The following is a 19499-nucleotide window of genomic DNA, read 5'->3' as shown; positions in this document are numbered from 1 at the left end:
TTGGGGACTAATTATGATTAGCCATCTTTTCAAGCGCACTAAAACGTGCGCTGTTGTACTCGGCTTAATGTCATGTGTACCGTACCAACAATTGCAAGCCAAGGACGTTAACGACTGGGAAAACCCTGCGGTGTTCGCCGTTAACTCCTTACCTGATCGCGCTTATTTCATCTCCTATCCGACCAAGTCGTTAGCGATGGCGGGAGAGGAACAAGCCTCTGATCAATATCATTCCCTCAACGGCGAATGGCATTTTAACTTTGTAAAAACACCGGGCGAACGTCCACTCGACTTCTTCAAACAAGATTTCGACGTGTCCAAATGGCCATTAATTAAAGTGCCCTCTAACTGGCAACTGCAAGGCTATGACTACCCAATTTACGTTAACCACGGTTATGGCTTTCCTAAGAACAAACCGTTAGCGCCGGAGTATGATCCTGTAGGCTCGTACCGTCGCGATTTCACCGTGGCCGATGATTGGCAGGATAAACGCATCATCCTGCATTTCGGTTCAGTGAAGTCGGCCTTCTACGTCTGGGTTAACGGCAAAAAAGTGGGCTACAGCCAAGACGGCAAACTACCGGCTGAATTCGACATCACCGACTTCGTCAAAAAAGGCAATAACAGCCTGTCAGTACAAGTATTCCGTTGGAGTGACGGCAGTTACTTGGAAGACCAAGATATGTGGCGTATGAGCGGTATTCAGCGCAATGTCTTCCTGCAAGTCGTGCCTAAAGTGCAGTTGTGGGATTTCCACGCCGACACCTCGCTGAAAAACAGCTATCAAGATGGTTTGCTCGATTTGAGCGTACAACTGCAAAACAGCGATAAAAAAGCACAAGATGTATCATTGCATGCTGCTGTGTATGACGGCGACAAGTTGCTGTGGCAAAACAAAACTGACGTCACCATTGCTGCAGGTAAAACCGAGACCATCGATAAAACCCACGAATTTGCCAAAGTGGCTGCGTGGTCGGCCGAGTCACCTAAACTGTATGACTTAGTGTTGACCCTCAGCCGTAAAGGCGAAGAAGACCAAGTTGTGCGTCAAGGGCTGGGCTTCCGCAATGTGAAAATTGAAAAAGGCCAACTGCTGGTTAACGGCCAGCCCATCATCATCAAGGGTGTTAACCGCCACGAGATTGAGGCCAAAAACGGCCAAGCTATCGGCCGCGAAAGCATGTTGCGCGACATCGAATTGATGAAGCAATTTAACGTCAACACCGTTCGTAACTCGCATTACCCGAACGATCCGTACTGGTATCAGTTATGCGACCAATACGGTTTATATGTGGTGGATGAAGCCAACGTAGAGTCTCACGGTTACGGGTTCTCGCCTGAGGGCAACATTGGTAATGATCCGCAGTTTAAAGATGCCATTCTCGACCGTGTGCACGGCATGATTGCCCGCGATAAAAACCATCCATCCATTATCTCTTGGTCATTGGGCAATGAAATCGGCCCAGGCCCGAACATGTCTGCCGCCTATCAGTACGTGAAATCGATTGAAGACAATCGCATCGTACAGTTTGAAACCCGCGAGACTTGGTTCAAAGAGAAGATGACTGATGTGATCGGCTGGATGTACGCCGACCGCAACGAAATCACCACCAAATACCTCGATAAATATCCTGAGCAACCGTTCATCTGGGTGGAATATGCCCACACCATGGGCAACGCTGGCGGTAACCTGAAAGAGCTGTGGGACTACGTCTACGAGCACCCGCAAGTACAAGGTGGTAGCGTGTGGGATTGGGTTGACCAAGGCCTTGAGCAAACCGATGCCAACGGTAATGTTTACTACGCCTACGGTGGTGACTTTGAACCGAAAGGCACCCGCAACGCCAATAACTACTTAGCTAACGGTTTGATTGGCTCTGATCGTGAGCCGCATCCTGCCTTGTATGAGCTGAAAAAACTGTATCAAAACATCGTGGTCACACCAAAAGATGACGGTGAATACCAAGTGCTTAACCGTAACTTCTTCAAAGATTTGAGCGATGTTACCGGCAAATGGGCCTTGTTAGAGAACGGCGTAGCGGTACTGCAAGGTGAACTGCCAACGCTGAACACTAAACCACAAACCACCAGCACAGTGAAATTGGATGCACTCAACGCCTATCCATACAAAGATGGCAAAGAGTATGTAGTGGACTTCAAGTTTGTCAGCAAAGCCAAACAAGGGGTGATCCCAGCGGGTCATGTGATGGCCGCCGATCAGTTCATTCTGAAAACACCAATGGCGACACCTACACTGGCGAAAGCGGGCAAGTTAGATCTGCAACAAACCGCTAATGACATTACCGTGACTAGCGATGGTGTGAAAGTGGCCTTTAACAAGCAAACTGGCCGCCTGCAAAGCTACCAAGTGAATGGTGTCGAGTTGATCAACGCTGGCGAAGGGTTATTCCCCAACTTCTGGCGCGCACTAACCGACAAAGATTATGGTAACCGTTTAGGTGAGAAGTCCGCGGCATTTAAAGAAGCGGCCGCTAGCGCCAAAATCACTGATGTTGATGTTACACAAAGCAGCGGCCAAGCTACGGTGACCTTCTCTATCAACTTCCCTGCTCTGCATAGCGATGCCAGCATCAGCTATCAAGTGGGCGGCAAAGGTGAAGTGTTAGTGGATTACCAAGCCACGCTTGCCAAAGACCTGCCAGAGATGCCACGTTTTGGCCTCAAAATGCAGCTACCAGAAGGCTTTGATAACGCTAAATGGTATGGCCGCGGCCCTTGGGAAAACTACCAAGACCGTAAATATGCAGCGGATCTAGGTATCTATCACGCTAAAGTCAGCGATCTGTATACCCCATATATTCGCCCGCAAGAAAACGGTAACCGTAGTGATACCCGTTGGCTGAGCATTACCAACAAAGACGGTGTTGGCTTGTTAGTGATAGGTGAGCCGCAGTTTGACTTTACTGCCCACCACAACACCATTGCAGATTTTGACTATCCAAAAGAAGCACAACGTCATATCAATGATATTCAGCCACGATCAATGACTGAGTTAATCCTTGATTTACGTCAACGTGGCGCCGGTGGTGACAACAGTTGGGGCGCAACGCCGTACGATCAGTACCGCTTGTTGCCAGAACAACAGCAAGACTATCGTCTTAAACTGTTACTGCAACCGGTCAACTCCAGTAAATAATCTGGTTGAATGATATTGCAAGCGGCTCCGAGGAGCCGCTTTTTTATATTATGCCCGCCATAACTCAGGAAATTTGGGCTCCTAGAACGATAATGCTGGACTTCTCAACGCCGCCCGCATACTATGCCTCCAGCTTCAAGAAATGCTTCAAATTAAAACCTACATTACGCCGCATTAGTCATAATTCATCGTCCTGCAGTTTCTAAGTTAAAGCCTGATTTCCAAGCTATCGAGCCACATTCGGCTTATAACTCAATGCATTAAAGGTATTTATGATGTCTAAGAAAATTATCGGTACAGTAAAATGGTTTAACGCGGACAAAGGTTTCGGTTTTATCGCTCAAGAAAACGGTCCTGACGTATTTGCTCATTTCCGCGCCATCACTGGTGAAGGCTTCAAAACTTTGGACGAAGGCCAAAAAGTTGAGTTCGAAGTAACTCAAGGCGCTAAAGGTCCACAAGCTGAAAACATTGTTGCCCTGTAATTAGGCTGCAAGTTTTAGCAAAAAGGCATATCTCACGATATGCCTTTTTTGTTGCTGCTATTGCCCGATGACGAGTTGCTACTTTCCTCGGCGTATCACATCTAATACCGCACTCTCTCAGATAAATCCCGTTGTCACTAGTAAATAAAAAGCGCTAACATCAAGCAGCAAAAATAACAAAAACACCAAGGTAAAATCAGCGCTATTTTAGGGATAAATGAGTTAATTATGATGGATGAAAGCCACCTGCTACGCGTTAAACAACGTAAACAGCAATACCTACGACAAGCCATTGCCGACTACCACTTAGAGCTGTTTGGTGATTATCTGGCAGAGCGCAACAAATACAAAAATTTGCTCGGTTATGACGCGCTACGCTACTACCTATGCGTTAAACACAATTACACCCCAGCACAAACCCAGCAGATGGCTGCCAGTGAATTGCGCTTTCTACTCAATGAAGAGATGCGTTATTGGGAACCACAAAAAGAGCTGGCGTGGCTGGTTTAAGCGCCATTAACGACTTACGCTGCGATTAGCTAACCACTGCTGGCTGACAGAATAAACTGCGTCACATTTTTGTTATTGAACGCCATAAGACTGCGCCATAGTTTAACTAGGGAAGGTGCGAATAAGTCCCGTGCGTGCTCTGCGTGAGCATACAGCTTTCAGATGCAAGGCGCAGTTTGCCGTGAATGGTGAGCCCTTTGCAAAAACTGCAACGTAGCAGATGAAGCTGTAGGCCACGCCCTACGGGGATTTGTAAGCTCATGCATTTCTTCGTTAGCCAACTTTGCCATGCACCAGCATGCCCGCAGTTAGCTGCCTTGAACTGCTATGGCTTACAAATCCAGAGCGTCGCGAAGACTTGTTCGCACCTTCCCTAGACTCGCTACCAGCAAGATGTGTCTTACCTCGAGGCTGTTGACCTTTACTGATCGCTTTGGCAGCAGGAAGAGTTGCCACTTGGCATGATGATTTTGACCTACGAGGAAAACCCATCGCACGGGCAGCAAAAAAGCTATTTTGCAATGCAAAAATGCCGTCCATACGAGATGGACGGCTAAAAGTTGCCACTCGCTCAACCCAAGTGGCGTACCGGAACTGGGATGTTTACCAGTAAAACAGGTAAGGTTACATTGAGTAACGGATACCTAAACCAAAAGTACGACTGTAGATGGAAGCTGTATCGTTTAAGTATTCTTCTTCGTAGTACTGATTAAAGACTTGATTGGTTAAGTTAGTCGCATCAAACGACACCGACAAGTTATCAGTAATGTTGTAGTTCAGCTGGAAGTCTAAACTTTCCTCTGGTTGACGATAAACGCCACGTGGATGAGAGAAGCGACCGGAACCGTAACGCAGTAAGAAGTTATCACGCCAGACGTAAGACAGACGGGCACTAAAGTCTTCTTTTTCGTAAATCAGCACACCACTGTAAGACGTATCAGATACACCAAATACCCCACGGTGGTCATAACGTTCCAACTCACCAGTATCACTAAACACCGGAATATCTTGCTCTGAATCTAAGAAGGTAGCACTGGCCTGGATACCAAAACCATCCAACCATTGTGGTACGTTTTCTAAGAAGTAAACTGCACCTAATTCAACCCCTTTAAGCACACCATTTGAGGTGTTACCTGGTTGAGACAGAATGTAATCTTCAATTTCGCCAGTATTTGGATTTGGGAATTGAGTACGACGCAGCGAGCTAAACACGAAACCTTGGATATCACGGTAGAAGTACGTGCCATATACAGAACTGCCTGAACCGAAGTAGTACTCCAATGAGAAATCATAGTTTTTCGATTCAACAGGACGTAGCGATGAGTTACCGCCATTGGCATTACCATAACCTACGTTAGTTGTGTCTGGGTGCAGCGAAATAAAGCTGTTCAAATCACCAAACGCTGGGCGACGCAACGTTTCGGTGTAAGCTAAGCGTGTTACCAAATCTTCGGTCAAGTGATAGCGCAATGTCAGGTTTGGTAAGAATTTCGCACTGGTATTAGTACCATCACTATGTTGCAGCCCATTGTCCCAATGCCAGAAATCCATATCCGCACTGGCATAAGAGTAACGTACCCCAAGAGAACCGTCTAAGCGTTTACCAAACAGTTCAGTGTCAAATTCACTTTGGATATAAGCAGCCCATGAGGTTTGATCGATTTCAAAGTTTTTCTGTAGTGAGAGTCGTCTCAGGCCATCTGCGTCAGCAGTAAATCCATATAGGTCACGGTACGTAGCACGATTATTCCATAGGGATTCACCATTAATAGTGACCCATGAGCGAGGTAGGTCACTGCGTCCATCGAAGAAATCGCTATTCAGCTCCAGCATACTTGGATCTAAATCCAATAGCGGGGTTGGTGTCCCAGGGTCACGACTGATATCTCGACTTGAGCTTTCGGCAGTACGTTTATCATAACGAATGCCCACTTTCGCTTTAGTCAATATGCCCCAATCGAGGTAAAAATCGAGATCCGTAGTAAAGGTAATGGCATCACCTTTGTCTTTGCCGCCGTTATCAAAAAAGGTAGAGGTATTCCAACCAGTTGGATCGGTCAGATCCATCTCAGGACCATTCTCTGACAAATATGGGGTCCATGCCATTACGCCATCATCGTGGTTGAAATCAGCATAAACGTAAGGCATACGTCTTTTAGCCTGCATAGCCACACCATCAGTTTTATATTCACTGGTTTGGTAAACAATTTCAGACTTCAAGGTAGCATCGGCACTTAATTCCCATTTACCGCCCAGTGCAAACATGTAGCTATCAGTTTGTTGTTCGCCATAATCACCACTAGTGAATGTACCAGAGTCCCCCCAAGCACGCGTTTTAATTACGTTAGTACCATCAAAGAAGGTTGGCTGAACTTCAGTAGCGACCCGATTAGAGTCAGCGTAGGTGAGGATCATATGGTTATGGCTTTCATTACGATAACCGTTATAAAAGGTTTCAAATAAATACTCAGAGGTATCATTTGGCGCCCATTGCAGCGACAAGTTAACCGCTGGACGTTCACGCTTACCAGTTGAATCCGACTGGTTTAGTGCGTCGCGGCCGAGATAATATTCAACCCCATTCAAGGTTGCGCCGGGATTACGATCCATCCCATGTTCCAATCCCATCGGATAGTCGTAAATACGTGCAAGGTTATCAGCACGAAACGGAATAACAGCCCCAGCCGACGCATTCTGATTACGGAATTGTGTACGCGCATAGGACAAGTTCAACAAGGCACCGACTTCACCGATAGAGGTGTTCCAACGGTTACTTGCTAATGCACTAACAATAGGATCTGTTTTATCCGCGAGGTCTTGATATACACCGCGGGCGTTAATCATGAATTTAGAACCTTCAAAATTGAACGGACGTTGGGTACGTACGTTCAATTGTCCGGCGATGCCGCTAGCGATCTGGCTGGCATCACGGGTTTTATACACATCAACGCCTTCCAATAAAGCGGCTGGAATATCTTGTACCGCCAACGAACGACCAGCAGCAGTGAACATTTCACGGCCGTTCACAGTGGTCGTTACGTCGGTTAAACCACGAATAGACACGCCACTGACTTCACCAGAGGCACGGTCGGTTACCTGTACCCCGGTAACACGTTGCAACGCTTCTACTAAGTTGTTGTCTGGGAACTTACCGATATCTTCGGCGACGATAGCATCAACCACTTGAACGGATTGACGCTTGATATTAACGGCTTTATTTAAACTGCTGCGGATACCAACAACTTCGATGGTTTCCATCTCTTGAGATTTTTGGGCGGTTTGCCCCGGTTGCGCTGTAGCCGTATCTGCTTCGGCAGGTGTATCTGCTGCGTAGATGGATTGACTGAAAAGCGCCAAGAATATTGTGCTGGCCAATGTAGTTTGCTTAAACATCTCAACTAATCTCCAATGTTTTTGTTATTCAACTGCAGCGCGATACTCACCAACTTCGGCACCACAGTTTCCTTAAATTCACTTGCTGTTTCCCAAAACTCAAAGCGCGACAAACAGCAGTAGAATTTAAGCCCCAAGCTATTTTTGCCACCGGTAGCAATTTCAACTAAAAAATTTTGCCACCGGTAGCAAAAACAAATGAATCTATACAGTGAACGCTGTCACTATCTAGCTATACCTTAATAACCTGCAACTGCATCATTGGGGCAGTACACCTTTGGTCAACCTCAGTCCAGTTCAGCCCCTGCTGCACTATCACTAAAGAAGATGACTGCCCCACGCGGTTGTATCTCACGATACTTGTTACTACCTAATAGTTATTGAGGTCCCATCCCCTAGTTATCAGGTAGTTGGCTTTCACTCCGGTGAATACCAACCAATATCAAAAGATATGACTCAACTGCAGTACCAGTAATGGCTACCACGGTATATTGTGAAGAAATAGTATTGTATGAATATTTAATAAGCAAATAGCGTAACAGCGAAGTGTTTGTTATATCACAATTCCAAAATATCAACTTTTTACCAATTAAAAACAATAAGTTAACAGTGTAAAGTGTTCACAAAATGGTAATAATCAAAATAACATTAGACTAAAGTATGGAAATTTCGACTATGCTGAACAACCCATAAAAAAGAACAGAATCACTGTAAAAATAAAAAATAAATTACTAGATTTCAAATATTTAAATACAAAAGCAGTTCAATTGACAATCAGATTATTACGCGATAAACCTCACTACTCAGTTAACCCACTTTCGCTGAGTTTTTTGGCCATAGCCTCTTGGTAGGAGCAAAAGTATCTCTTTCCTATTAACAAAAACTGTTAATAGTTAAATCGTTAATAGATAGTTCCATCGCTTTGCACAGTAATCGTTGTCGGCAATAAAAATAGGCATCTTAAAGATGCCTATTTTTATTGCTTGCGTAATCGTTATTAACGATAGATAGCGTCACTAGGTTTTATTATTTAGTGGTAAATTCATTTTACCAATTAAATATAATCTGCCCATCATTAGTAGAGGCGCAAATAAATCTCAGCGCTCTGCGACTGCATAACATTCTCAAATGCAAGTGCAGTTTGCTGTAAATAATAAGCCGAGGAGCTACTGGCAAAATGGCTAGCTAGCAGATAACGCGATACGCCACGCTCTAACAGGAGTTGTCAGCTAATGCATGTGCATTAGCTGACATTCCAATGCTCTAGGGAAGGTGACGCTCATTAAGTGACTCACAAGAGATATTCGCCGCTTGCCTAAAATGAATAAGTCACTGATATCCCCATATTGCGCGGATCAGCAACAGAAGCATATCCAGTAGGATAGCGGCCGTCAGGTGCGGTGCGACTCATTACCGCCAATTCATCAAAGGCGTTATTCACGAATGCGGTGACTTGCCAATCGGCCGATTTATAACTGGCTTGCACACGTACCAGCGTATAATCACCGGCTTTGTTACCCTCGGTATTAGTAAAATCACCGTAATATTCGCCGACATAGTTGGCCGATACCCCTGCGCTAAACTCATTGGTCAGCCAATAGGTGAAGCCCAGATTGCCTGTGAATGTTGGCGCATTATTTAGCTCATTGCCGTTGGCCGACTGGTACTCGGCACCCGCATCTTTAATATCGCTATGCAATACACCAATACCGGCGTTCACTTGCAACGCATCGGTAACATCGGCATTAATGCCGAGTTCAGCACCATAGGTCACCACATCATCCATGTTGGTAATGTAACGGCTTGAGTTAAGCGATTGAAAACCATCGTAATCGTTGTAGAACAAGTTGGCGGTTAAGAACAGGTCGCCATCCAGTAAAGCACTACGGCTACTGAGTTCATAGGTCATCACCTCCTCTTCATCGTAGTAATAGTAATCTTGTGCGGTAAAGTTGAGTGCGCCACCGCCAGCGTTGTAGCCTTTGCGCGCGCTCAACGCCAAGGTTGTGGCGTCAGTGATGGCATATTGCAGCTCCAACTTTGGTAGAAAAATATTGGTGTCTTTATCCAGATTGGCGTCAATTACGCCATAGATGAAGTGGCGCGTTTGCGACTCACGCTCCAAGCGCGCACCAGTTAACAAACTCAGTTTATCGGTAAGAGTGAAGGTCACTTCGCCATACGCTGCCAAAGAATCACTTGAGTCATCACCGTTGTAAGCACCAGATCCGATACTCAAAATGTCATGCTCACGTTTGAAATAATCTAAGCCGACAAAACCGAAAGCAGCATCACCACGTTGGTTGAAAGACAACTTGGCATCAACGGTGTAGTTGTCTTCATCAAAGCTAAGTACCTGCTTTTCCGCTTCGGTTTCATCGTAGCTATCAAAGCCCCAGTGATAATCCATATAGGCGGTTAACACTTCTAAGCGCAGATCGTCATTAAATGCGTAATGAGTTGTCAGGCTGGTGGTTTTCACGCGGGTTTTGATGTCGCGAAAGTAGATGCGATTGAACTGCGACAGATCATCCGCCTTGTAAAACACACGGCCAACATCGCCCTTTTCATCGCTATCGGAATAGCTCAGCAACATCGACAACTTATCGGTTGGTGTCCACTTCAACTTAGTGCGCACGTGGGTGGCTTTTACTTTATCCAGATCATAATCCGGTGGATTACCTTGATAGCCGCTATCGTCGGTGATGGTATTACCGTTGAGTTGTTGTGCGCTGACTCTGAACGACAAGGTATCAGTGATAAGTGGGCCTGACAGCGCGACTGACGTATCGATGTAACTGTCTTGATTGCGATAGCCGACCCGCGCGGCGCCATGCCAATCTTCGGTTGGATCTTTGGTCTTGATATAGATCGCCCCAGCCATGCTGTTACGGCCGTTACTGGTAGATTGTGGACCACGGTAGATCTCCATCTGCTCCATATCCCACAAGCCCATATCACCACTATTGTCTGCGACAAAAGGCTGCGCCACCCCGTCAACCAGAATCGATACCCGCCCTTTGGCACCGCCAGAAATGGAGTTAAATCCGCCTGCTGAACCGTTACCACTGACACCGCGAATATCGGGCAGAGAACCGGCGACTGCCACCACGTTCGGAATTTCTGATACCGCTTCCGTCACCGATTTGTACTCAGTACTGTTCAAAATCTCTTCGGACAATACGGCGACGGATGAACTGGTTTCTTTAAGGGATTTAGGCGCTTTCTCACCAATCACAACGATTTTTTCAATCGATTTTACGTCGGTAATTGCTGCATCATCGGCCAAAGCCCATTGGCTCATAAACACGGCAGATACCGCCATGGCAAGCGGCAGTTTTGGGTATTGCTGGGGTTTTCTCATCAGTTCCAACCTATCTGTTTGGGTCTATTTAAGCCTGTTCCAACCAAACGGCAGCAGAAATTGAGGACTGAATACCACCATAAAGGAAAGACTTATTTATATTTAAATCAATTTGTTAAATGATAAATACCATTCAACGGCCAATTAAGATTGGAAGTTACTTTAACTTTGCGTGACCTACATGCAAATGAGTTTAATTATCATTTGTGATCACTCACACAGATAGTCAACAAATTAGATCGCTATTGATATTTATCCGGTCGCGTCCCTCTGCACCACATTTCTTTGGCGTAAACCCGCAGATCCCGGACGAATACGCCTCAACGAAAAAATGCCGCTAAATTTAGCGGCATTTTGTTCAACAGCAAATCCTAGAAAATATCTAGCTGAATGTTACGCACACCTCGCTCGCGTGCCGCCTCGCCTTGTGGCCCCATCTCGTTGGCGGGATGAAACTTGGTACCAATCGGGCTAATGCGGTGTAGAAAGCTAATCTCTCCCGGATAATGCAGTGATAGCGTGTTGGCAGGTTGCGCGCCATCATCCGGCTGCATCACCCGCACAAACAGATTGTTGGTCGGCGTGGAAAAACTGATGTTGTTAGGCTGTCCATTCAAGGTGCCGCTTAACGTCAGCCAATGCATATCGGAGAAATAGCCCTTAAACTCTGGCAACTGCCATTTTTCACCGGCGATGCCATCGTTATAGTCGTTGTGCCACACGCCATATTGCACGCCCTCTAAACGGTTAGCCCACACTCTATATGGGCCATCGCCAAGCCAACGTTTATGCTGTATCGCAGTTTTTGGATAATCAAAACTCACGCCGTGCAACACATATTTGCCATCCAATTGATAGTCCAGATCCAACGATAAATAACCCGCCGCATGTACTGTCCAAATCAGTTTGCTGATCCCCGCTGGTGGATTGATCACGGTAATCACTAAGTCACCGTGTTGAGTCGCTGTTTGCAACTCCGTTGGGGCCTTAACGGCGGCAGCATCATCAATCCGAGTACCATCATGCAGCGGCCACACGCCTTTGCGGCTATCAAAGGCGCTATCGTCTGAACGCAGCAATATCGGCCCATCGGTTAATGCCACTTGGCCCTGCTTTTGATAGGACTGCAACAAGCCAGTGGTGGCATCAAAATTGATGATCTTATCCACCACCGTCACTTGTAGCTGTTTACTGGTATGCAAAGTGATCTGCGGTGCAACCGACGAGGGTGCTTGCTTAACAAAATCTTTGGCAGTTTGCTCCGCTAGCGCTTTAGTGGATTGAATTGGCCAACTGTCGGTCCAGATAGGAGCCTGCTTGGCATCTATAAACGTGACCTCAAGGCGGCCTTGCTGTTGCCAATTGTCAGGCAAGACCAACTGCACTTTGCCTTGTTGCTGTGGCTTAATCGCGGGCAAAGCCATGTTATTGCTTGCGACCAACTTAGGCTCATCCGCAAATGGCGTGACCGCTGAATATAAACGCCACTGCAAGGTAGCGCCGCTTAAGTCGATAAAGTCATACAGGTTTTTAATGGTCAGCTCGCCGTTAAACTGAGGTGAAAGTGTTTTGCCATTAGCGATATTGACCACCTTAATTGGCGCCCAAATATCTTTAATGGTGAAGTAACTGCCTTCCAACTCATGATGTGGGCCAACAATGCCATCGGGCGCGTGATTGCCGTCAGTGTCGATGCGGTTGTTGTCATCGGTGCGCACTACGCCTTCATCGGCCAAAACCCACAGAAAGCCACCCGCCCCAAACGGCGCGTTACTGATGTAGTTCCAAAAATCCCGTAGCCCTGCGCCGTGGCCACCATCGTACAAGCCGTGCAGAAACTCAGTGGGCATCAGAATTTCGTTTTGCTCAGTTTTCGCCAGCAATTCGGCATAAGTGGGATAGTGATCGGTATCGATATGACGGAACAGCTCCCACGGATGGATCACTGGCCGCTGCTGAATATCGTATTTGGCGTAATCGTCGTTCACATCGTTATTCCAACCGCCTTCATTGCCGTTGGCCCACATCAAAATACTGGGGTGAACTTGGTCGCGCCGCACCAACTCACCCACTAACCGCTGCGCGGTCGGTGTATCTAACACTGGCTGCTGCCAGGTGGTCAGCTCGTCAATCACATAGATGCCCATGCGGTCAGCCGCTGCTAAAAAGTGTACGTCCGGCGGATAGTGCGACATCCGCACCGCATTCATGTTCATGCTTTTCATCAAGTTGATGTCATCAATGCTGATCTGCTTGGTCAAGGTGCGGCCGGTTTCAGGTCGAAAACTGTGGCGGTTGACGCCCTTCAGCGTGATCTTGGTGCCATTGAGGTACAAACCATCGTGCGGCCGTACTTCAAAGGTTCGAAAGCCAAAGGTTTTATCAATGCTGTGCAAGGTGGTGGCGCCGTGTTTTAGCTGTAAGCGCACTTGGTACAGATTCGGTGTTTCCGCGCTCCACAGCGCTGGCGCGGTAATCTTGCCTGTCAAATGTGCCTTGGCATCATTCACATTAGCTGAGCGGAACGGCTGACCCACGGCATTGCCCGCCATATCGAGGATCTGCCCCACCAGATAGCTGTCTGCGGGCAACGCATCACCCGCAAGATAAGCATCTAAGTTAAATTGGCCGTTGGCTTGGGCGTCTAAACTAACCCAATCGATATGCGCCTTAGGCACCGCTTGCAGAAACACTTGGCGGAAGATGCCGCCAAATACCCAATAGTCAGCTTGGCGCTCAGCGGCTTCAATGTGCTTGTTGGCGGAGATCTTATCGACCACCACTTTCAGTTCGTTGCTTTGCCCTGCCTTTAAAAACGGCGTGATGTTGTAACTAAAGCGATAAAAACCCCCTTGATGTTTGGCGCCCACTTGCTGACCGTTAACAAACACCGTGGCATCGGTCATCACCCCATCAAAGACGATGTTGACGGTTTTGCCTTGCCAGTCGGCGGGGATGGTAAAATCTCGGCGGTAGATGCCCTGCTCATCGTGTTTATCGACCACATGGCCGTAGTCATAACCGCCAAAGCCTTGCAACTCCCAGTTGGACGGCACCGCAATTTTGCTCCATGTGCCGCAGTTGCGGCCTTTGGTGCAGTAAAAATCCCACTGCACTGCATCATCACTGCCTGTGCCACTGAGCATTTGAATTTGGGTACTCTGCTGCGGCGTTGGCGTACTGACCGAGGCAGTTTGGTTGGCACAGGCGCTTAAGCCCAAGCTGACGAGCACCCATAACAGGTGCCACAACGGATATCTGACGCGAGTTAACTTCATCATGCTTCCTTGTATTTACGTGTGTTTTGCTTGGCGCTAACAACACTGCGGCCAAAGCAGCTTCATCCACCAGCGCTTATGGTGAAGCAAACAGCATTAGTAATACAATTAAACTTGAGTAGAGTTTGAGCGATAACGCATTTTGCCGAGGCTCGTATTGACACGAACCACGGCAAAAACATTGAAAAATCAGTGAGAATTACACGATTACGGCCGTGACGCGGTACCGCTTATTGATAATCTGTTGCCCGTCGACCGCCGCTACGTTGCCGCCGGTTCACTTCACCAAACAGACCAAACATCTCTTGGCTGACGCCGTAATCCAAGCGGCGATCACTGCCCGGACGGCGACGATCTTCAAAGTGCAAATAACGGCAATGACACTCCTGATTACAACACCCTGCCAGCGGTAGCGCTGGGGCATGCCGCACCAAGTAGCGTTTGCTGTTGATGTCCTTCGCCGCTTGGCAACAGCTTTCATTACCGACGATAGCCACAGCATGATACGGCCCGCGTGCCGAACCTAGCTCGCGCGTTTTACGTTTAGAAGAAACATGCGAGCTACGCCAAACGTTCAGCATTAATAGGAAAAGGCCCGCGATCAATGCGATGATTAACAGTTCCATAGTCACCTCTTGGAAAGGTGCGAATCAGTCCCGCGTGGGCTCTGCGTTATCTTGCGCGGCCGTTAACAGCCTAGAACTGCTTTGCCAACATATCGCCAAGACTTAGCCACACCATTCCGATTCAGTTTAATTCATCGCTAAAGTTTAGCGGAATATCACCATAGCGCCATGTCGTGAGCGTGGCGGTAAGCCCCGTCGTAGCGGGGTTTGACCGACATTCTTGTAAATTCAAACCATTAGCTTTTGGTGATTTGCGTTAATTTTTACGGCGCAACATTCCAATTGGGGGTTTTCCGCTGCTTTAGCTGCTCGACGAAAAACATAAACTGGCGCCGTTGCACGTAGTCAATCGGTCCGGTAGAACGGCCAACACTGTGCTCGCCGCCCGGTACTTGCAGTAAGTCAAAATCCTTATCTGCTTTAATCAACGCGTTGACCAGTTGCAGCGACGATGACGGGTCAACGTTGCTATCCTGCTCGCCAAAGATGATCAGCAGTTTGCCTTGTAACTTGGCGGCATTAACCACCGCCGAGGCACGCAAGTAACTGTCATCAACGGGCCAGCCCATCCATTGTTCGTTCCAGCTCATTTTGTCCATGCGGTTGTCGTAACACCCAGCATAAGCGACACCCACAGTGTAAAACTCAGGGTGGAATAACAACGCGCTTAAGGTGCTTTGGCCCCCCGCTGAAGCACCATAAATGCCAACGCCATCAGCGATGTCGTACCATGGGTATTTTTTAGCGGCGGCTTGGTGCCACAAAATGCGGTCGGCAAAGCCCGAATCACCTAAGTTTTTCCACGCCACATCATGGAACGCCTTGGAGCGATTCTTGGTGCCCATACCATCCATCTGCACCACGATAAAACCCAAATCCGCCAACGCTTGCATGCCAATCACTTTGTCACCACCAGAATGATAACCAAACGGCCAAAAGTCTTTGGGAACGAAGCTGTCGTGCGGCCCTGCGTAGATATTTTCAATCACCGGATAGCGCTTGTTGGGGTCAAAGTTTTGCGGCTTGACAATTAAGCCCCAAATGTCACTCTTGCCGTCCCGCCCTTTGGCGACAAAGGTTTCTGGTGCTTTAAAGCCTGCTTGAGTCAGTAAGCTGATATCGCCTTTGGCAACGGTGCGGATTTGGCGACCATCGGCATGATTGAGTGTCATCACGTTGGGTAAATCGACCCGTGAGTAACTGTCGACAAAATACTGCATGTCGCTGGAGAAACTAACATGATGATTAGCAGGCGCGGCGGTGAGCGCGGTCAAATCGCTGCCATCAAAATTAATGCGATAGTAATGGATAAAATACGGATCTTCACCGGCATTAACACCACTGGCCGCAAACCAAATTTGCCGTTTGGCATCATCCACATGCACCACGTTACGCACCGGCCATTCACCGTGGGTAATCTTATGTTTGACCTTGCCGCTGGTACCATCAATCAAGTACAGCTGCGCCCAACCCTCTCGCTCCGACAACCAGATAATCTCATGACCTAAGCCGTTCACTTCATGGGCATAGCTGCCGCCCCACTGGTTGATAAAGGTGTCAGTTTGTTCATCAACCACTGTGCGTGGCTGGCCAGTCGCCACATCCACCGCAATCAACTTGCTGCGTTGATGGCCGCGTTCGGTATAGGTAAAGGCAAAACTTTGGCTGTCGCTGCGCCAATGCAGGTTTTCCAGCAAATAACCGTTGGGGAAACTATCGCGCGCAATCGCCAACTGCTTGCCGGTCTTAGTATCAAACAGTACTGGCTGCTCCACATCAATCACATCACCGGGTTTGGGATACAGCTGTTCAATGGTTTTCGGTTGTAGTTGATCGTCGGGCGATGACAACACCCGCGTCACGTAACGTGCTTGGCCCGGGGTCACTTTCAACGCCAGCAAGTAGCGTGAGTCTGGTGACCATTGCAGCGACTCGGCATCATAAAACTGTGCCGCGCTGCCATCTTGGCTAAGCAGGCGTTGTTTGCCAGAACTGTCTAAAAGTTCAAGATTATTATCTTGCACGTGGGCGCTGAATTTCCCATCGGGCGATGGCCGCAGCGGATTATCAGCCGGCACGCGCAGGTCGCGCACTTCACCGTCAGCAATCGGCCGTGATGGATCTGCCAGCGCGGCGCAACTAGGCTCAGCTAAGCTGCAATGCCACGGTTCATAGTTGAGATAAAAACGGATGCCATCGTCTTGATACCAAAAGTCATCAAATGGCAGTTGCCATTGCGTGACTTGCGCCCCCGTTGCTGCCGTCATGCCCTTGGCGACTAACGCTTGATCAAACGCGGCAGCTGTTACGCCGCTGTCGACATTTTCTTTAATAAACGCAAAACCACCGGCCACGGTTTTACGGTAATAGAACACATGGGAATCTGGCAGCCAACGCGCCGGGAAAGCAATATCCCGCGTAAGCCCTTGCCAGTTTTTTCGCAAGTTCACACTAGCTTGCAACTGCGCCGCCGATACCGCGGTGTTATCCGCCTGAGCGCTTGCGGCAGCCTGCACCGCGGTGGCGTGAGAGACAGCAAAAATAGCAGAGAGACAACAGGTTAAAATAAGTGGCTGGAATAATTTCATCGATGAGTCGCGTCGTTATGGTTGGCGATGCAATGCGCGGCATTGCGGCGGAATGGCTATACCTTTCCATAACCGCATAATTTATACAAAAACTTAACCGTTTCGAAATATGACAAGCGGGTTGCGGGTTGCGGGTTGCGGGTTGCGGGTTGCGGGTTGCGGGTTGCGGGTTGCGGGTTGCGGGTTGCGGGTTGCGGCAGCAAATCAAATGCGAAGTCGCTAGCGGTGCAAGCTCTTGTAGTGTGTTTTGCAACAACTGCCGACACACCACAAGACGCAATGCAATTTAGCTTTTTGGTCGTGCCTGCTTCGCCAAAATGGTATCGAGCTTATTGGCAAACGCTTGGCGATCTGCCTGACTCAACGCTGGCGGGCCGCCAGACTCAATGCCACTGGCGCGCAAGGTATCCATAAAATCGCGCATCGTCAGGCGAGATTTTATGTTGTCATCGGTGTATTGCTCACCACGTGGCGTCAGCGCCAGTGCGCCTTTGGCAAGCACATCGGCGGCCAGCGGGATATCACTGGTGATCACTAAATCGCCCGCTTGCGCCCGCGCGACAATCTCGTTGTCGGCCACATCAAAGCCCTTCATCACTTGCAGTGTGCTGATGAACTTGGATTTAGGAATACGCAGCGACTGGTTAGCGACTAAGGTCACCATCACTTGGCAACGCTCGGCGGCGCGAAACAACACCTCTTTAATCACCACCGGACATGCGTCGGCATCTACCCAAATATGCATCGACTGATTTACTCCGCTAACGGAGGCACTATGCCCCACAGTAATACGGCTGACGCGCTGGCAACTAACAACGCCAGCTTGCTGTAAAACATGGCCTTGGCCGGTTGTTGCAACGCCAAGCGTACCCGTAGCAACATCACCAGCATAGTAAAGCCGCTCATGTACGCCAACTCCACCAAGTTAGCCAACGATTTACCGCGCATATCAACGGCGGACAGCAACGCCCAAATCAGGAACGGCACGAACAGTAAGCCCCAATCCCAAACAAACAGTTCCGCGCGGCGCTGATTACGCCACCAAATAGCTAAACCAACAATGGCGGTAGGCAGCCCAAAGAAGGGATACCAAACAAATAATGCGTTGAAATGTTCCATGCAATAAATCACTGAAAAAATGGCGGCGGACATTGTGACCTAATCTGTCGCGAATTCCTATCATTGTGGCGCATGAGCACCTTGTGCAGCGATTGGCCGCCGCATTGTTCAAGGACGACTGCATAACCAATAAGCAGCTAAACTGATGAATGACTGGTGCGCAGGCGCGCGATCGCCACCAAGCGGTTCATGAGTTCTACGCAGCCGCTATCCCGCGCAGCAGCAGTATTCGTTATACGCAGATATCATCGAAAAAATACACCTATTACTTCAATTTAATGCTGTATTCTTACGGCTTATTCGAAGGTAATATGCCGCCAACTTAATGTTACAGGATGTTAATCAATGACTACTCAACGTTCTTATACTGGCATTGCTAAGCTATTGCACTGGACAATGGCCGCAGTGATTCTGGTCGCTATGGCGATTGGGGCTTATGCGGCATTGTTTATGAGCTACGGTATTGATGCCGCTCATGACGCCGCCAAAGGCGAGATGATCACGCTGCATAAGCAGATTGCTACCGTCAGTATCTTTCTGATTGTGCTGCGTATCATCTGGCGTGCGACACATCGTCCACCAGAACTCGTCGGTATGAGCAAATTTATGCAAAAGGCCGCCCATGGTGGGCACCATCTGCTGTATCTGCTGATGGTATTGGTGCCAATTTCAGGCTGGGCGTTTAGTTCTGCCGCTGGTTATCCAATCCCTGTCGCGGGGCTGTTTTATCTGCCACCGCTGCTGGGCAAATCTCCTGAGCTACAAGCGGTTTTTGCGGAAATCCATGAAGTGCTGACCTACGGGTTGCTGCTGGTCATTGCCGGGCACGTATTCTTTGCTTTGAAACACTATTTCATCGACAAAGATAAAAGCCTGCAATCTATGCTGCCGGGTAAAATCAAAGACTAAGGTCATCCCTAGGGGCTATTTACATTTGCTGATTGTTTTTGCGGCAGACAGAGCGTGATTTAGGCAAGGC

12 protein-coding genes are annotated in these 19499 nt (G+C 48.3%); 5 read left to right on the top strand and 7 right to left on the bottom strand.

From position 1 onward, the window contains the following. The first annotated feature begins 13 nt into the window (after nucleotides 1-13). The 3 genes from lacZ to L9G74_RS07755 all read left to right on the top strand — a co-directional run bounded on the left by lacZ (nucleotide 14) and on the right by L9G74_RS07755 (nucleotide 4152). The gene (lacZ, locus tag L9G74_RS07765) at nucleotides 14-3157 is read left to right on the top strand and encodes a beta-galactosidase, LacZ type (RefSeq protein WP_238895731.1); all 3144 of its coding nucleotides are present in this window, start codon (nucleotides 14-16) and stop codon (nucleotides 3155-3157) included. Between the two features lie 275 nt (nucleotides 3158-3432). Beyond that, nucleotides 3433-3642, top strand: a complete 210-nt coding sequence (locus L9G74_RS07760; RefSeq protein WP_238895730.1) for a cold-shock protein — start codon at nucleotides 3433-3435, stop codon at nucleotides 3640-3642. Nucleotides 3643-3870: 228 nt separating this feature from the next. After that, nucleotides 3871-4152, top strand: coding sequence for a hypothetical protein (locus L9G74_RS07755; RefSeq protein ID WP_238895729.1), 282 nt, complete (start codon nucleotides 3871-3873; stop codon nucleotides 4150-4152). A gap of 624 nt (nucleotides 4153-4776) precedes the next feature. On the opposite strand, the gene L9G74_RS07750 is transcribed toward L9G74_RS07755, so the two are convergent. The 7 genes from L9G74_RS07750 to L9G74_RS07720 all read right to left on the bottom strand — a co-directional run bounded on the left by L9G74_RS07750 (nucleotide 4777) and on the right by L9G74_RS07720 (nucleotide 18520). Then, on the bottom strand, nucleotides 4777-7527 hold the full coding sequence (locus L9G74_RS07750; RefSeq protein ID WP_238895728.1) for a TonB-dependent receptor: 2751 nt from the start codon (nucleotides 7525-7527) through the stop codon (nucleotides 4777-4779). Between the two features lie 1333 nt (nucleotides 7528-8860). Beyond that, on the bottom strand, nucleotides 8861-10909 hold the full coding sequence (locus tag L9G74_RS07745) for a TonB-dependent receptor (RefSeq protein WP_238895727.1): 2049 nt from the start codon (nucleotides 10907-10909) through the stop codon (nucleotides 8861-8863). A 371-nt stretch (nucleotides 10910-11280) separates the two neighbouring features. Further along, entirely contained in the window at nucleotides 11281-14187 is a 2907-nt protein-coding gene (locus L9G74_RS07740; RefSeq protein ID WP_238895726.1) for a glycoside hydrolase family 2 protein, read from the bottom strand. 230 nt (nucleotides 14188-14417) lie between these two features. Further along, nucleotides 14418-14813, bottom strand: coding sequence for a hypothetical protein (locus tag L9G74_RS07735; protein ID WP_238895725.1), 396 nt, complete (start codon nucleotides 14811-14813; stop codon nucleotides 14418-14420). 263 nt (nucleotides 14814-15076) lie between these two features. Continuing rightward, nucleotides 15077-17401, bottom strand: coding sequence for a S9 family peptidase (locus L9G74_RS07730; protein ID WP_238895724.1), 2325 nt, complete (start codon nucleotides 17399-17401; stop codon nucleotides 15077-15079). A gap of 286 nt (nucleotides 17402-17687) precedes the next feature. Further along, nucleotides 17688-18146 (bottom strand): YaiI/YqxD family protein, encoded by a 459-nt coding sequence (locus L9G74_RS07725; RefSeq protein WP_238895723.1) that lies wholly within the window; start codon nucleotides 18144-18146, stop codon nucleotides 17688-17690. An 8-nt stretch (nucleotides 18147-18154) separates the two neighbouring features. Further along, nucleotides 18155-18520 carry a hypothetical protein gene (locus tag L9G74_RS07720; protein ID WP_238895722.1) on the bottom strand — a complete coding sequence of 122 codons (366 nt, stop codon included), beginning with the start codon at nucleotides 18518-18520 and terminating at the stop codon, nucleotides 18155-18157. Nucleotides 18521-18669: 149 nt separating this feature from the next. Here L9G74_RS07720 and L9G74_RS07715 point away from each other — a divergent pair, with 149 nt between their 5' ends. Together L9G74_RS07715 and L9G74_RS07710 are read left to right on the top strand one after the other, a co-directional pair. After that, nucleotides 18670-18846 carry a hypothetical protein gene (locus L9G74_RS07715; protein ID WP_238895721.1) on the top strand — a complete coding sequence of 59 codons (177 nt, stop codon included), beginning with the start codon at nucleotides 18670-18672 and terminating at the stop codon, nucleotides 18844-18846. A 19-nt stretch (nucleotides 18847-18865) separates the two neighbouring features. Then, on the top strand, nucleotides 18866-19429 hold the full coding sequence (locus tag L9G74_RS07710; RefSeq protein ID WP_238895720.1) for a cytochrome b: 564 nt from the start codon (nucleotides 18866-18868) through the stop codon (nucleotides 19427-19429). Nucleotides 19430-19499: the final 70 nt, after the last annotated feature.

The organism is Shewanella electrica (assembly GCF_022321485.1).
In the GTDB taxonomy this organism is placed as follows: Bacteria; Pseudomonadota; Gammaproteobacteria; order Enterobacterales; family Shewanellaceae; genus Shewanella; species Shewanella electrica.
Note: the sequence above shows the minus strand (reverse complement) of the source record. Positions and strands in the feature narration are given on the sequence as shown.

Coding starts and splice junctions, on each gene's coding strand:
- L9G74_RS07755 (WP_238895729.1), top strand. CDS start 3,871: ATGATGGATGAAAGCCACCTGCTACGCGTTAAACAACGTAAACAGCAA.
- L9G74_RS07730 (WP_238895724.1), bottom strand. CDS start 17,401: ATGAAATTATTCCAGCCACTTATTTTAACCTGTTGTCTCTCTGCTATT.
- L9G74_RS07725 (WP_238895723.1), bottom strand. CDS start 18,146: ATGCATATTTGGGTAGATGCCGACGCATGTCCGGTGGTGATTAAAGAG.
- lacZ (WP_238895731.1), top strand. CDS start 14: ATGATTAGCCATCTTTTCAAGCGCACTAAAACGTGCGCTGTTGTACTC.
- L9G74_RS07735 (WP_238895725.1), bottom strand. CDS start 14,813: ATGGAACTGTTAATCATCGCATTGATCGCGGGCCTTTTCCTATTAATG.
- L9G74_RS07745 (WP_238895727.1), bottom strand. CDS start 10,909: ATGAGAAAACCCCAGCAATACCCAAAACTGCCGCTTGCCATGGCGGTA.
- L9G74_RS07740 (WP_238895726.1), bottom strand. CDS start 14,187: ATGAAGTTAACTCGCGTCAGATATCCGTTGTGGCACCTGTTATGGGTG.
- L9G74_RS07760 (WP_238895730.1), top strand. CDS start 3,433: ATGTCTAAGAAAATTATCGGTACAGTAAAATGGTTTAACGCGGACAAA.
- L9G74_RS07720 (WP_238895722.1), bottom strand. CDS start 18,520: ATGGAACATTTCAACGCATTATTTGTTTGGTATCCCTTCTTTGGGCTG.
- L9G74_RS07710 (WP_238895720.1), top strand. CDS start 18,866: ATGACTACTCAACGTTCTTATACTGGCATTGCTAAGCTATTGCACTGG.
- L9G74_RS07715 (WP_238895721.1), top strand. CDS start 18,670: ATGACTGGTGCGCAGGCGCGCGATCGCCACCAAGCGGTTCATGAGTTC.